The sequence below is a fragment of the Microcoleus sp. S36a_B3 genome (genome assembly GCF_036700745.1).
In the GTDB taxonomy this organism is placed as follows: domain Bacteria; phylum Cyanobacteriota; class Cyanobacteriia; order Cyanobacteriales; family Microcoleaceae; genus Microcoleus.
Window position 1 is genome coordinate 289,664 of the sequence record NZ_JAUBPN010000003.1, and the last position, 15,545, is coordinate 305,208.

General features: G+C 43.5%; 7 protein-coding genes. 6 read left to right on the forward strand and 1 reads right to left on the reverse strand.

The window, feature by feature from the left end:
• Positions 1–358: 358 nt before the first annotated feature.
• Positions 359–1,285 (forward strand): DMT family transporter, encoded by a 927-nt coding sequence (locus QUA01_RS05205; protein ID WP_333087291.1) that lies wholly within the window; start codon positions 359–361, stop codon positions 1,283–1,285.
• Positions 1,286–1,831: 546 nt separating this feature from the next.
• Positions 1,832–2,686 carry an Hpt domain-containing protein gene (locus QUA01_RS05210; RefSeq protein WP_333087292.1) on the forward strand — a complete coding sequence of 285 codons (855 nt, stop codon included), beginning with the start codon at positions 1,832–1,834 and terminating at the stop codon, positions 2,684–2,686.
• 216 nt (positions 2,687–2,902) lie between these two features.
• On the opposite strand, the gene QUA01_RS05215 is transcribed toward QUA01_RS05210, so the two are convergent.
• Positions 2,903–3,292, reverse strand: a complete 390-nt coding sequence (locus tag QUA01_RS05215; RefSeq protein ID WP_333087293.1) for a hypothetical protein — start codon at positions 3,290–3,292, stop codon at positions 2,903–2,905.
• 582 nt (positions 3,293–3,874) lie between these two features.
• On the opposite strand from QUA01_RS05215, the gene QUA01_RS05220 reads away from it, so the two are divergent.
• The 4 genes from QUA01_RS05220 to QUA01_RS05235 all read left to right on the forward strand — a co-directional run bounded on the left by QUA01_RS05220 (position 3,875) and on the right by QUA01_RS05235 (position 15,541).
• The gene (locus QUA01_RS05220) at positions 3,875–6,421 is read left to right on the forward strand and encodes an ATP-binding protein (RefSeq protein WP_333087295.1); all 2,547 of its coding nucleotides are present in this window, start codon (positions 3,875–3,877) and stop codon (positions 6,419–6,421) included.
• A gap of 96 nt (positions 6,422–6,517) precedes the next feature.
• Positions 6,518–7,981, forward strand: a complete 1,464-nt coding sequence (locus tag QUA01_RS05225) for a CIA30 family protein (protein ID WP_333087296.1) — start codon at positions 6,518–6,520, stop codon at positions 7,979–7,981.
• A gap of 183 nt (positions 7,982–8,164) precedes the next feature.
• Complete coding sequence (locus QUA01_RS05230) at positions 8,165–9,043, forward strand: carbohydrate ABC transporter permease (protein WP_333087298.1); 879 nt, start codon at positions 8,165–8,167, stop codon at positions 9,041–9,043.
• A gap of 399 nt (positions 9,044–9,442) precedes the next feature.
• Entirely contained in the window at positions 9,443–15,541 is a 6,099-nt protein-coding gene (locus tag QUA01_RS05235) for a hybrid sensor histidine kinase/response regulator (protein WP_333087299.1), read from the forward strand.
• Positions 15,542–15,545: the final 4 nt, after the last annotated feature.

A 15,545-nucleotide genomic window follows, 5' to 3' on the forward strand; every position in this document is an offset into this window, starting at 1 on the left:
CGTGGCAATACTCACAGTATTCTGAAGCGTGTGTAATCTGAATACTGAGCTACCATCTCTTCAATCTGTTGTTCGTGACCAAACAGTAGGCTCGGTTTACCACCCTTTGCCTGACTAGGGAGTAATTTTCCTGTCTCTTTTTTTCGCTTTAGTATTGCTTGTACGGTACTTTTGCTGACTTGAAATCTTTCTGCTACTTTCCCAATAGAGGTGTTACCTGCTTCTCCTTGTGTCAACGATCTTTTGACGCATATCCAGGAAGTAGGGTTTGATTTTTTTCTTTTTTACCACCTCTACCATTGTACCTAATCGTCAAGCAAAGTGCTGTAACTAATAACTAATAACTAATCTAAAAAAAATGAATTTTCCGAAACAACCGCAGAATTGGTCGATCGCCCTATTGTTAATTATCGGCGTTTTGGCAGTCTCAACTTCTTCGATTTTAATTCGGCTGGCGAACATGGAAGCAGGCGCGGGCGGCCTCGGTTTCAGTCTCATACTCGCCGCTTCTCGCTTGAGTTTGTCTTCCTTAATTCTGCTTCCGGCTTGGCAGAAAATTCAGTGGAACTCTTTGCAACCGGGAGCTCGGCGCTATGCTGCGGCGGCTGGTTTGTGTCTCGCCCTGCACTTTGCTCTCTGGATTACCTCACTTTCTTATACTTCGATTGCGGCTTCGACAGCCCTCGTCACCACAACTCCGGTTTGGATAGCGCTGTTGTCGCGCTTCTGGTTTGGCGAAAAACTCACCAAAATGTCGATCGCTGGCATTACTATAGCCCTTGCAGGGGGAATGGCGATCGCTCTGGGGAGTGCGGGCGCAGAAAGTGCCGGTAGCAGCAAACTCCTAGGCGATTTCCTGGCTCTGGCTGGTTCCTGGGTTGTCAGCTTGTACCTGCTGTTGGGGCGGGAAGCTCAGCGGCGGGGACTGGGAATTGGCGGTTATATTGCGATCGCCTATACTGTTGCTGCGATCGTCCTGCTGCCTCTCCCCCTCGCCTTGGGCACCCGTTATACCGATTATTCGCACATTGTATATTTTTATATTTTGTTGACGGCTGTCTTGCCTCAATTAATCGGTCACACCATTTTAAACTGGGCCGTAGTGCAAATTTCCCCAACTATAGTAACTCTTGCCGTATTGTTTGAACCGGTGGCGGCGAGTTTTTTGGGTTATTTGGTGTTTCGGGAAGTGCCCGCGCCGGCGGTACTCGCAGGTGCTGCGATACTGCTATTTGGCGTAGCAACCGCTACAGTCGGAGCAAAAAAAAGCACAGTCAACAGTTAAGAATTCTCAGCCTTGCCACTACAGTTGGCGCGAGTCAGAATAAAAAAGATTAGAGCTACAAAATACAAATAAGTGGGGAGCACATCAATGAGTTTCCACAGTTTACAGCATACAGGTTGATAGTTACCTCGGACTTACGCGCCAGGAGATTGCCAGCGAGGGCAATTAATTTTTCCTTTCCCTCCTACAAGGGCTTGTGATTAATCACATTTTGGATTTTTCGTTTACCGACTAGCTCGCATTGGGTAAAAAAAAACTAAAAAACCCAGAAAATGGGTTGGTTTTAACCGACTTATACGCCTGCTCTCAGGGAATAAATTCCCTGGCAGAATTGGTTGGTAGTGTGGACTAAAATCCGCAATCCGGGAGCGGAATTTAGTCCGCACTAGGAACCTTTTTTGTTACGATCGTAGACCGAACATGATATGACCAATGACGAATGACTAGCCTTCGACTTCGCGAGCAGCTAAAATGACTAATGACTAATGACTAATGACTAATAATTAATGACTAATAATATTTCGGTGCAATTCGGAGAATAAAATTATGCTGCCAGAACAATTACAGCGCGTCATCGGCTACTTTCTCGAAGAAGCCACAGAACACATCCAAATTATCGAACAAGGCTTGCTTGGCCTGCAAAACACTGTGCAAGCTCCCCAAAGAATACACCAGCTTATCCGAGCCTCGCACTCGCTCAAAGGGGGAGCTGCTATGCTCGGATTTAGCAGCATTCAGCGAATTTCCCATCGCTTGGAAGATTATTTAAAAGTGCTTAGAGAATGTCCGATCGCCGTTGATAACAGGCTGCAATCGCTGTTAACTGAAGTATCTGATATTTTAGCAGCCCTCGTGCACAAGGTTTCTAAAGTTTTTGGTCTCAACCACGAAGATGCAAACCAAATGCTCTCCCTCGCTGAACCGGTTTTTGACGAACTCGACGTTTATTTGAGAGTGCTGATTCCCACTCGCCTGACTGTGAGAGTTACTACCGACGAACACATTCACATTTTCTCCGGTTACTGCACGTCATTGGATGAATTTTCCTCCGCCATTGCGTCGCGCGTCGGTTTGCTCCGAGGTACTATTACTCGCCACGAGCAAGAAGGCGATGGCATTCGCCTTTATATTGACATTTACCTGCCTCCTTACACCAGGATCGAAAACATCCGCCAAGCTGTGGAACTCTCGGGCGCTATTATCGGGACTTTTCAGACTCAGCGAGACTTTTCGTTACTGGTGACGGATTATCCGCTTTACCAAAGTGCGATCGAGCCTCCCGCAATTTGCAACGGATGTCGCTACTATTACGGCAGAAGCGACGGCGGCCATGTGCTCAACTGCACGATCCATCCCCGCGGCCCGGAAGATGAAGATTGTCGCGATCGCGAACCAGAATAAGGGTTATAAACATCAGATTGCGAACCAGGATTAGCCACCAAGGAATATTTTAGAAAAAATCAATATTCTCCATCAAACTTTTGACATAGCTCGCTATCAAATTCTTCTTTCTTCCTTGTTAATACTATCCAATGCCAAGTTCTTTCTTCTTCCTTATTCCTTCTTCTTAATGACGTTGTAGGTTCGCTCGGATGCGACAGCACTGAGGACTAATGACTAATGACTTATTCCTTCTTCCTTATTCCTTCTACCTTCTTCTAAAATCCCCCTAAAAGCTGATATCGCAAATTTAATTAATTGCATCATGCTGGAAGGATGCGCCACTGCCCAGATATTGATAGTCAGACAAGCGATCGCCATAGCTAGCAAGATGTATGTCGGAGGCATTACAACCCCGATCGCGAACCAGGTAAAAACGTGAAATAACATTGCTGCAGCCCAAACTCCGGCCACAACTGCAGACGCCAAAACCTGCATTCGAGGTCGGTTTAGTCCGATCAAAATCCCTGTTTGCAAAGTAGTCAGCAAGTTTGCCGGAACTAAAAAAGCACAGATACCTATGCAGTAGGTATGGGAAAACTCAGTAACTGTATTGAAGTCGAGCATTAGTCTAATTGTCGGGCCTGTTGGGTATACTTAGAGAGCTTAACGTAACTTGACTTTCAGATCCTGTCATCATTAGCTTAACTTAATATTTTCCTCCCCGGGCCGGTCGGAAGACACATCTCTCTCCCCCTTCCAGCGCGCCATATTTTACCACAAAATTAACTTTGTGGAAAATTATTAAAAGTTCTTGAAGAATAGCAAGAAGTGCTGGCATAATTAACAGGGGGGATCGATCGCAACTGAAGAGCCAAGTCTGCAAAAATATCTAGAATGCCGGGGCCGGTAGAGCAGCAACACAACTGCTGGCTGATTTTTGACGAGATCGTTTTCGACTAGCGGACGATCGGATGATTCATTGTCAGTGTCAGTCAAGGAATCGAGCCCTTACGCGATCGAACACTTCTGGAGATGATTGCAAAACCTATTTGATAGCAACTACCAAGGTAACGCCGGACAAATTGTAGTAGGGGCTCCCCTCACCAACAAATCAATCTACCAGTTTAGAGATATCAACCCGCCCCCACGACTCAAATCTCAAATCTATAGAACCCTCTCAAAATTTTACAGAACCAAATAGAGAAAATGAATCGACAAATCACAATCCCAGCACTCGAAGAAGTTGACTTGACAAACTGCGACAAAGAGCCCATTCACCTATCGGGACACATTCAGCCACACGGCGTGCTAATTGTTGTGCGAGAACCTGAACTAGAAATACTGCAAGTTAGCGAAAATGCACAAGAGTTGTTGGGATTTGATGCCAAAAGTGCGATCGGTCAAAATTTGAGCTTATTATTCGATCGCGCTCAGCTAGAAAAATTCAACGCCTGTTTGGAAAAGGAAAACTTAAAAACTGTCAATCCCATTAAAGTTTCCGTCGAAAAAGCAGGAAAATCATTAGATTTTGACTGCATACTCCACCGAATAGAAGGAGTTTTGATGGTCGAATTAGAATTAGCCACTACCACAGAAAGTCTTTCGGTCTTTAGCTTTTATCATTCAGTGAGATCCACTATCAGCCAAATTCAAAACGCCACAAATCTCCAAAATTTATGTCAGCAAACTGTAAAAGAAATCAGAAAAATTTCCAAATTTGATAGAGTAATGGTCTATCAATTTGACCCCGACGGGAACGGCGCTGTCATCGCCGAAGACAAAGCAGAAAATCTGACTCCTTTCTTAGGATTAAACTACCCCAATACAGATATTCCCAAACAAGCCCGAAAACTGTATTCGTTAAATTGGTTGAGGTTGATTCCCGATATTAATTATCAACCAGTTCCCCTCATCTCCGGCAACAATTCTATTCCCAACGAACCTGCAGACCTCAGTTTTTGCGTATTGAGAAGCGTTTCTCCCATTCACATAGAATACCTGCAAAATATGGGTGTGACAGCTTCGATGTCAATTTCATTAATCAAAGATCAAAAACTGTGGGGATTGATTGCTTGCCACAACTATACACCAAAATATCTCAACTATGAAGTGCGCGCAGCCTGCGAATTTATCGGACAAGTAATGTCCTTAGAACTGCAATCAAAAGAAGGAAACGAAGACTATGACTACAAACTTTATTTAAGATCCATTCAAAGCAAGATTTTTGAAGACATATCAACCGCCGAAAACTTGTCAGAAGTGTTCGGTAAATGCCAGCACAATTTGCTGGAAGCAGTCAACGCCCAGGGAGCAGCAATAATGTTTGGAGACAATTGCTATCGAATCGGACAAACACCTCAAGGAGAATCTCTTAAATACTTAACTAAGTGGGTGCAAAAAAACCTCAAAAAAGAAATATTTTATACAGACTCGTTGACTAAATTATATCCAGAAGCTGAGGCTTTTAAAGATACAGTCAGCGGGTGTTTAGCCGTAGCAATATCGCCCATTCAAAAAATATACGTTTTGTGGTTTCGCCCAGAAGTAATTCAGACAGTCAATTGGGCGGGAAACCCCAACAAAAAACTTGAAATAGATGAAGATGGCAGCCCCAGACTGTCTCCTCGCAAATCCTTCGAGCTGTGGAAAGAAAATGTTAGTTGCCAATCATTGCCTTGGAAACAATGCGAAATAGAGGCAGCATTGGAATTAAAAAAAGCAATGATTAATATAGTGCTGCGCCAAGCCGAAAAACTCAACAAATTAAATACAGCATTAGAAGCATCAGTCGCCAGAGAACGCGAAAAAACCGCTCATTTAAAAATAGCGATGTCTGAGCTTAAGCGCGCTCAAACTCAATTGGTGCAAAGCGAAAGAATGTCGAGTTTGGGACAGTTGGTGGCGGCGGTAGCCTATGAAGTCACTAACCCGATTAATTTCATTTACGGAAATCTTACCTATGCCAACGAATACAGCGAAAAACTCATCAATTTATTGCAACTTTACGAACAGCACTATCCCTCACCTTCGCCAGAAATCAAAGTAGAAATAGAAGCAGCAGAAGTAGAGTTTATAGTTGAAGACTTACCGAAGTTGCTGGGTTCAATGAAAGTAGGAGCTAACCGCATCCGCGAGATAGTTCAGTCGCTGCGAAATTTCTCTAGAATTGACGAAGCAGAAATTAAACCAGTTGACATTCACGATGGATTGGACAGCGCTTTGTTGATTTTGAGCAACCGACTTAAGCCGAAGCCCGTGAAGCAAAGCTATCCCGTAGGGAATCGCCCTGCAATTCATCTCATCAAAGAATATGGCTCTCTGCCTTTGGTTGAGTGTTACGCAGTTGAGATTAACCAAGTGTTTATGAATGTGCTGACAAATGCAATTGATGCCCTAGAAGATGCCTTTGTCAACAAGCACTTATCGTCGCAGCGCAGCGGCAAAGAAGAGCCAGCCAAGAGCGGACAAATTCGGATCGTGACAGAAGTTTGTATGGAAGAAAAAGCCGTAAAAGTTCGGATCGAGGACAACGGTTGGGGTATGGAAGAAACAGTCCGCCATAAAATATTTGAGCCGTTTTTTTCCACGAAACCGGTGGGTAAAGGTGCAGGAATAGGTTTGGCAATTTCCTGGGAAATTGTGGTGAAACAACACGGCGGCAAATTGAGCTGCATTTCTGCCCCCGGAGAGGGAACCGAGTTGATTATTGAGATTCCGCTGAGACAAATTTATCCGAAACCGATTGTCAAATGAAAAAAAGTGCGATCGCCTCCCAAATCCACAAATCGAAAATTCGACTAAAATACAAAAGCAGCTAAGTAGATTTGAGCCAAATTTGAGGAAGCGACTGTGACAGAAAAAAATACCGCCCAATGGGATGCCGGCAGATTTGTCAAAACCTTGGCTTATTTCGGCGTTATTCCCTTCATTGGCAGCATTAGCTGGCTGCAACAACTGTTCGGAAGCAGCAGCAACCAGAAAAAAGACGAACCCAAACTCGTACTCGTAGCCGGTGCGACTGGCGGGGTGGGAAAGCGAGTTGTCAAGCGGCTGCAACAGCGGGGATATAAAGTCCGCTGTCTCGTCAGAGATACTAAAAGAGCAACAGAAATTCTCGGCAAAAATGTCGAATTAGTCGAAGCAGATATCACTCTCGCCGAGACGCTAACGCCCTTAGTAACCGAGGGCGTAGATGCAGTTATCTGCTGCACCGGAACCAAAGTTCAACCGGTAGAAGGAGACACCCCAACCAGGGAAAAATACTATCAAGGCATCAAGTTTTATATGCCGGAAGTTGTGGATGTTCCCGAACTAGTTGAATACAAAGGCATCAATAATTTAGTGCAAGCTGTTCGCAGCCAGCTCGTTAAAGCAGGTGAAAAAATAATTTTTGACTTCACAAAACCTACCCAAGATTTAAAAGAAACTTGGGGCGCTCTCGACGATGTTGTGATGGGCGGCACTAGCGAAAGTTCGATCGTCCTTACAGACACTACAGCTATATTCACGGGTAATGTTTCCACGGCAAACTCCGGCGGCTTTGCTTCCGTCCGCACCCGAAACTTCGATTCTCCCCTCAATCTCGCAGGATTTAGCGGCCTCCAACTGCGGGTAAAAGGGGATGGTAAGCGCTACAAGTTGATTGTCCGCAGCGAGGCTAAATGGGATGGCATTGGCTATAGCTATTCGTTTGATACTGTTTACAATACTTGGATTACTGTCACCGTTCCCTTCGATAAGTTAATTCCAGTATTCCGCGCGAAAACTGTGAAAGATGGCTCGAAATTAGATGCTAGTAGTATTTATTCTTTTCAGTTAATGCTGAGCAAGTTTGAATACGACGGCGGGCTGAATCCCAAATTTACACCGGGCGTTTTTCAACTGGAATTAGAATCTATTAAAGCTGATGGCGGGCAGACGTTGCCGCGATTTGTGATGGTGAGTTCGGCTGGAGTGACTCGCCCGGGCCGCCCTGGACTTAATTTGGAAGAGGAACCGCCGGCTGTCAGGATGAATGATATGTTGGGGGGAATTTTGACTTGGAAGTTGAAAGGGGAGGATTGCGTGCGATCGAGCGGCATACCTTATACTGTTGTCAGACCTTGCGCTTTGACTGAAGAAGCGGGCGGCAAAGCTTTGATATTCGAGCAAGGAGACAATATTCGAGGTAAAGTTAGTCGGGAAGATATTGCAGAATTGTGCGTGCAAGCTTTGTCAGAACCGCAGGCTTATAAGGTTAGTTTTGAGGTGAAAGAGGGGGAAAATTCTCGTTCTCCGGGAGATTGGGAGGCTTTGTTTTCTGGGGTTAAATAACAATCATGGAATAAGATTAAACGAACCGCGAAGACGCAAAGAACACGAAGGAAGAGGAAGAAGAAGATGCAGTTCTTCCTTCGCGCTTTTCGCGTCTTCGCGGTTTAATCATTCCGATGAAACTAGATTTGGTATGATGAGTAAAATAATAACTAATAACTAATAACCAATAACAACTAATTTATGCATTTGAATTTTTTCCGACGAAATCTGACGCCTTATTTGTTTTTGTTTCCGGCTTTATTTATTTTGACTTTAACGGTTTTGTGGCCGGCGGTGCAAGCTTTTTATTTGAGTTTTACTAATTACGAATACGATTTAACTCAAATGCCTCAGTGGGTGGGTTTGAAGAATTTCGATCGGTTGTGGCGCGATCGCACTTTTTGGCAAACTTTGACCAATACGCTGCTGTATCTGATCTGTGTAGTGCCTGTATTGGTTGTTCTACCGCTGGGAATGGCCATTTTGTGCAATCAAAAGCTGCGGGGGATGAACTGGTTCCGCGCAGCATACTACACGCCTGCGGTGATTTCGATGGTTGTCGCCGGGATTGCTTGGAAGTGGCTGTTTGCTGAAACTGGATTGCTGAATCAGTTCGGGGAAATGTTGGGTTTGCCTCCGGTTTCTTGGCTGGCAAACCCCAAGGTGGTACTCTTTAGCGTGATGGCAGTTACTATCTGGAAAGGGTTGGGTTATTACATGGTGATTTATTTGGCGGGGCTGCAATCTATTCCGGCAGAACTTTACGAAGCTGCTGCGATTGATGGTTCGGAAGGTTTGCGGAAACACTGGGATATTACTGTGCCGCTGATGAAGCCTTATTTAGTTTTGGTGGCGGTGATTTCGGCGATTTCTGCTACTAAGGTTTTTGAAGAAGTTTATATTATGACTCAGGGCGGCCCTCGCAATAGTTCTAAGACTGTTGTTTATTATCTTTACGAACGGGCTTTTAAGGATTTGGAAATTGGTTATGCTTGTACCATCGCCCTAGTGTTATTTTTGCTGATTTTAGGTTTGTCGGTTTTGCAAGTTAGCCTTCAGGGTTTGACTCGCAATGATTGAGGAGTCATTAGTCATTAGTCATTAGTCATTAGTCATTAGTCATTAGTCATTGGTCATGAGTCATTAGTCATTGGTCATTGGTCATTGGTCATTGGTCATTGGTCATTGGTCATTAGTCATTAGGAAGAAGATAAGACGGCGGTTGAAACCGCCGAATCTCATTTAAGTAAAATTTAGCACATTACTTGTTCCCAATTATACGCCAGTCCCAAGCCTGTTTAAAGATTAAGTTAAATAGCCAATGACAAAGCTGTAAGACTTAGACTAAGCTTGAGTATATCTCGGAAGTTTTGCGATCGACCGCGCCGACCACCCCTCTCACACAACTAATTAACTTTCGTCAATAGTACAACTCGTGCAAATTGGCTGCAAACCCTTTAACTTAAAATTTATTAAACTATGATTTTACTCACAGGCTATAAAATCACCGAAAAGATTTACTCTGGTGTCAATACTGTGATTTATCGGGGAATCTGGCAAGAACAGGATTTGCCAGTCATCGTTAAAACCTTGAACACCGAATATCCGACTCTGGAAGAAATTACTCGCTTGAGACATGAATATAAAATCCGAACTCATCTGAAAAATATCGAAGAAATTGTCAATTGCTACCGTCTAGAAACTAATCAGAATGGTGTAGCGCTGACCTTAGAAGATTTTGGAGGCTTGGCTTTATCTAATTTTTTAATGACGACCAAACTTGACTTAAAACAATTTCTGGAAATTGCCGTTGGACTAGCCAAAAGTTTAGGTAAAATTCATCAAAACCAAATAATTCACAAAGATATTAAACCGCACAATATTATTATCCATCCCGAAACCTATCAGGTCAAAATTACTGACTTCAGCATCTCATCGGGCTTGGTTCGAGAAAACGCAACGGCTAGCTATCCCAATTTGCTCGAAGGTACGTTAGCTTATATTTCGCCGGAACAAACTGGCAGAATGAATCGCGCTATTGATTACCGCAGCGATTTCTATTCCTTGGGTGTTACTTTTTACGAGATGCTGACTGGTGAATTGCCGTTTAGGGCGATCGACCCTTTAGAATTAGTTCACTGTCACATCGCTAAAATCCCCCCCACTCCCCGCAGTTTGAAGCCGGAAATCCCCGAAGCAATCTCTGCCATCGTGATGAAGCTGTTGGCGAAGATGGCGGAAGATAGGTATCAAAGCGCTGACGGGCTGAGATTTGACCTCGAAACTTGTCTGGTGCAACTACAAGCTACTGGCAATATATCTGATTTTACTGCCGGAAATGCCGATCGCGCCGGTCAACTCCTCATCCCCCAAAAACTCTACGGTAGAGAAGCTGAAGTCGCCGCTTTACTAGCCGCCTTTAACCGAGTTAGCGGTGTAGAAAACAATACAAATTCCCATGCTGGCGTAGAAATAATCCTCGTTTCCGGTTATTCCGGTATCGGCAAATCTTGCTTAGTAAATGAAGTTCAAAAACCCATTGTTCGGCAGCGAGGCTATTTCATTTCTGGTAAATTTGACCAATTCAAGCGCAACATTCCCTACGCTTCTCTGATTCAAGCATTCCAGTCATTGATTCGGCAATTGCTAACAGAAAGTGCAGCATCTATCCAAGCTTGGAAACAAAAATTGCTAGCCGCTTTGGGAACTAACGGCAAAGTTGTCATAGACGTGATTCCCGAAGTCGAACTAATTATCGGGAAACAGCCGGAAGTCCCGCAATTGGGGCCGACAGAATCGCAAAACCGATTTAATCTGGTGTTTAAACAATTCATTAGCGTTTTTACTGCCAAACAACACCCGCTAGTTGTTTTTCTCGACGATTTGCAGTGGGCAGATTCCGCATCGCTGAAATTCATTGAACTGCTAGTGACCGATTCAGAAAGCAAATATTTGCTGCTAATTGGAGCCTATCGAGATAACGAAGTCAGCGCCACCCATCCGCTGACTCAAACCATCGAAAACATCCAAAAAACTGAGGCAGGACTTCCAGAAAAAGTCAGCAATATTGTTTTGAATTCCTTAGATTTGAGTCATGTAGAGCAATTAATTTCCGAAACTTTAGAAAGCCAAATTTCCCCAAACATCAAAGTTTTAGCAGAGCTACTTTTTAACAAAACTCAAGGAAATCCCTTCTTTCTGACTCAGTTAATCAGAACTCTTTATCAAGAAACACTGTTAGTTTACGATTTTCCATCGAGTAGGTGGCAGTGGGATATCGGGCACATCCAAGCAATCGGGATTACTGACTGCAATGTCGTAGAGTTAATCGCTCGAAATATTCGGAAGTTGTCGGCGGCAGCGCAGTCAGCCTTAAAATTAGCAGCTTGTATTGGCAACCGGTTTAATTTAGAAGTCCTGGCAATTGTCAGCCAAAAATCTCAAAAAGAAACAGCATTAAGTCTCTGGGATGCTCTTCAGGCAGGGCTAATTTTGCCGCTGAGCAACGATTACAAAATTCCGTTGGTTTTTGAAGGTTCGGAAACGGGGCTTTCCGGGCTGCAAGATGTTAAGGTTGGCTACAAGTTTTTGCACGACAGAGTGCAGCAAGCAGCTTATTCTTTGATTCCCGATGATAAAAAGCAAGCAATGCACCTCAAAATCGGTCAACTGCTGCTGGAAAATACTCCCATCTCCGAGATTGATGAAAATGTCTTTGATATTGTAAATCAACTCAATTTAGGTGTTGAATTACTCAAAGAAAAAGCCGAACAAAATGAACTGGCAAAACTGAATCTGATTGCTGGTAAAAAAGCTAAAGCATCCAATGCTTATGAAGCTACTGTCAGATATTTGAATGTCGGTTTGGAACTGATTAATTCCCCTCAGTCCGCCGTAAGTATAGGGTCAAGTTGGCAGACGGATTATGACTTGACGCTGAACCTGTACGTAGAAGCAGCGGAGGCTGAATATCTCAATACTAATTTTGGGCGATCGCAAGAATTAGCAGATATCGTGTTGCAACACGCGACAAACCGGCTCGACCAAGTTAAGGTTTACGAACTCCAAATCCAGTCTTATATGTCTCAAAACCAGATGATTGAAGCCATTGATACTGGTTTAAAAGCTTTGAAAATATTGGGGTTTTTCCTGTCAGAAATCCCCCCCAAAGGTCTGACTGGGATTAAATTACCTCAGCTTGAGGAACTAGAAAATGTTCCGATAATGACTGATAGCTATCAGTTGGCCGCAATGCGGATACTTTCGGCTGTTATTTCTCCTGTTTTTGTCGCCAAACCAGAACTCTTGTCACAGATAATCTTCACAATGGTGGATTTTTCGATTAAACGGGGTCATTCAGCACTTGGGGCGATCGCATATAGTTGGTATGGCTTGTTGCTGGCTGGCGCATTGGGAGAGATAGACAGTGGATATCATTCTGGACAACTAGGTTTGAAGTTATTAGAGCAATTCAATGCTAAAGAACTGAAATGCAAAGTTTATAATATGTTTAACACTTTTGTGCGGCACTGGAAAGACCACGCCAGGGAGACAATCGCACCTTTGATCGAGGCGGTACAAAGCGGTCTAGCAACAGGAGATTTAGAATATACTTCTTATTGTACGAACAGCATTTTTTGGTGTTTATTTTTAATTGGAGAACCATTAGACAATGTAGCAGAAAAACAAGCAAATAACTTTAATTTAGTCCAAAATTTAAAACAAGAAGTTGCAAAAGAGTTTCTGGAGATTTCGGGTCAACTAATTTTAAATTTGCGAAACAAACCAGAAAATAGTTGTCGCTTGATAGGTGAAAATTTCAGTAGAACAGAAATGTTGCCTAGGCTGCAAAGAACTAATAACAAAATGGCACTTTTTAAGTTTTATTTGGCTAAACTGCTGCTTAATTACTTATTTAAAAATCCAGAAGAAGCCGTTGCTGACGCATCTTTGGCGGCAGAATATGCACCAGCAGTAATTGGCTTCATGATGATCGGTACGCACAATTTTTATTATTCGCTAGCACTCCTCGCTGTGTATCCAACGGCTGACAGTGCAGAACAAGAAAAACACTTGATGCAGGTAGCAGCGAATCAGGAAAAAATGCAGAAATGGGCGCACCACGCACCCATGAATTACCAGCATAAATACGAATTAGTTGAGGCAGAAAAGGCGCGGGTGTTGGGAGAAAAAGACCGGGCGATGGATTATTACGATCGCGCAATTCAACATTCCGGCGAACAGGGATACATTCAGGAAGAAGCTTTAGCGAATGAATTAGCCGCCGAGTTTTATCTCTCTCTCGGTAGGGAGAAAGTTGCTAAGGTTTACATGACTGACGCTTACTACGGTTATATCCGCTGGGGTGCGAATGCTAAGGTTGCTGATTTGGAGGAACGATATCCGCAGTTAATTGTACGGATGCCGGAAAGTGAAAGTTTAACAATGAGTAACCAGACTGTGAATGCAACTTTGGCAACCGTTATTGGCAGTCACAAAGCTTTAGATTTCGCGACAGTTATGAAAGCATCTCTTGCCATCTCCGGTGAAATTGTTCTTGATGCTTTGCTGGCAAAATTGATGCGGATTTTGCTGGAAAATGCTGGGGCGCAAACGGGGTGTCTGATCGCGCCGAAAAACGGTGATTTTGTGATTGAGGCTGCGGGAGAAGCGGGCGCAGATGTGCGGGTGCTCTCAAGCGCGGGCTTGGATTGTGCGTATCCGCGATCGGTAATCAATTTTGTCGATCGCACTCTCGAAGATATTGTCCTCCACGATGCCAGCAGCGAAGCAATTTTCAACAACGACCCCTACATTATCGAACACCAGCCGAAATCGGTGTTATGCGTGGCGATCGTCTATCAAGGCAAATTAACAGCCATCCTTTATTTAGAAAATAATTTAATCGCCGGCGCTTTTACTCCCGATCGCTTGGAAGTATTAAAACTGCTTTCTTCCCAAGCTGCGATCGCCCTGGAAAATGCCCGCCTTTACACAAACTTAGCAACGGCGAACCAACAACTAGCAGAATACAACCTTACCCTAGAAGCAAAAGTCAAAGAACGCACCCAAGAATTAAACGAAAAAAATGCCCTGCTTTCCGAAGAAATTCAAGAACGCCAAAAAGCAGAAGCCAACGCGCGAGATGCCAGCCGCGCCAAAAGCGAATTTTTAGCTAACATGAGCCACGAATTGCGAACGCCCCTCAACGGCATTTTAGGTTACGCTCAAATCTTTAAGCGCGACAAACATTTCTCAGCCCAACAACAGGAGGGAATTGGCGTTATTCACCGCTGTGGCGAACACTTGCTCGCTTTGATAGAGGATATTTTAGACCTTTCTAAAATCGAAGCTAGAAGAATGGAACTCGTGCCAACAGAATTTAATTTTCCCGATTTTATTCAAAGCATAACTGCCATTTTTAGCATCCGAGCCGGTCAAAAAAATATAGCTTTTAATTGCGAATATCTTTCATCTCTTCCCGCTATAATCTTGGCTGATGAAAAGAAGTTACGGCAAATTTTAATTAATTTAATTGGCAATGCAGTTAAATTTACTGAAAGGGGTGGAGTTACTTTTAAGGTCTCCGCAGTCGATTGTGTAAAGGATGGAACTCAGACTGAAGTCCTTACTGCGAACGTGAAGATTCGGTTTCAAGTAGAAGACACGGGAATTGGCATCGCTGCCGATGAATTGCTAAAGATATTTGCACCTTTTGAACAGGTAGGTAATAGTCCGCGCCATACTGAGGGGACAGGCTTAGGATTGGCGATTAGCAGCCAATTAGTGGAGATTATGAGCGGTGAATTGAAAGTAGAAAGCACTTTAGGCAGAGGTAGCATTTTCTCCTTTGAATTGGAGTTGCTGGCAGTTGAAAACCCAGCTAAAAATAATAAGTATTCTCCCAAAAATATTAAGGGTTTCAAGGGTGCTCATAAGAAAATTTTAGTAGCGGACGATAGGTGGGAAAATCGCTCGGTTTTAATTCATCTGCTGGCACCGTTGGGTTTTGAAATAATTGAGGCGACCAACGGTCAAGATTGTGTGAATAAAGCTCTAGAATTTCAACCGGATTGTATTTTGATTGATTTGGTGATGCCGGTGATGGACGGATTTGAAGCGATGCGCCAAATTCGCAAGTTTCCCCAACTACAAAATGTGGTAGCAATCGGCACTTCTGCTAGTATTATGGAAGCGGAAAAGCAGGAAAGTCTAGCAGCAGGATGCAATGCTTTTATTCCCAAGCCTATCCGGGCTGAGGAACTTTTAAATTGCTTGCAAGTTCATTTGGGCTTAGAATGGATTTGTGAGGAGCTGCAATACCCGAACGCAGAATCTGAAGTTTTTCACAACCAATCTCAAATTCAGCGTGAAGAAATCATTGCTCCTCCGGCAGAGCAAATGGATTTACTCTTTGAATTAGCCATGATGGGTGACTTAGGAGGTATTCAAAAACAAGCAGAAAAATTGGCAAAACTTGATATTAAATATGTCTCTTTCGCCAACCATCTCAATCAATTAGCTAAAAGTTTTGAAGAAGAAAAAATTTTAGAATTTGTAGAAAAATACAGGAATTAGTGAA

What these genes read in the sequence shown, in the direction of transcription:
- QUA01_RS05220 (WP_333087295.1), top strand. Translation starts at nt 3,875, where the DNA reads ATGAATCGACAAATCACAATCCCAGCACTCGAAGAAGTTGACTTGACA.
- QUA01_RS05205 (WP_333087291.1), top strand. Translation starts at nt 359, where the DNA reads ATGAATTTTCCGAAACAACCGCAGAATTGGTCGATCGCCCTATTGTTA.
- QUA01_RS05235 (WP_333087299.1), top strand. Translation starts at nt 9,443, where the DNA reads ATGATTTTACTCACAGGCTATAAAATCACCGAAAAGATTTACTCTGGT.
- QUA01_RS05215 (WP_333087293.1), bottom strand. Translation starts at nt 3,292, where the DNA reads ATGCTCGACTTCAATACAGTTACTGAGTTTTCCCATACCTACTGCATA.
- QUA01_RS05230 (WP_333087298.1), top strand. Translation starts at nt 8,165, where the DNA reads ATGCATTTGAATTTTTTCCGACGAAATCTGACGCCTTATTTGTTTTTG.
- QUA01_RS05210 (WP_333087292.1), top strand. Translation starts at nt 1,832, where the DNA reads ATGCTGCCAGAACAATTACAGCGCGTCATCGGCTACTTTCTCGAAGAA.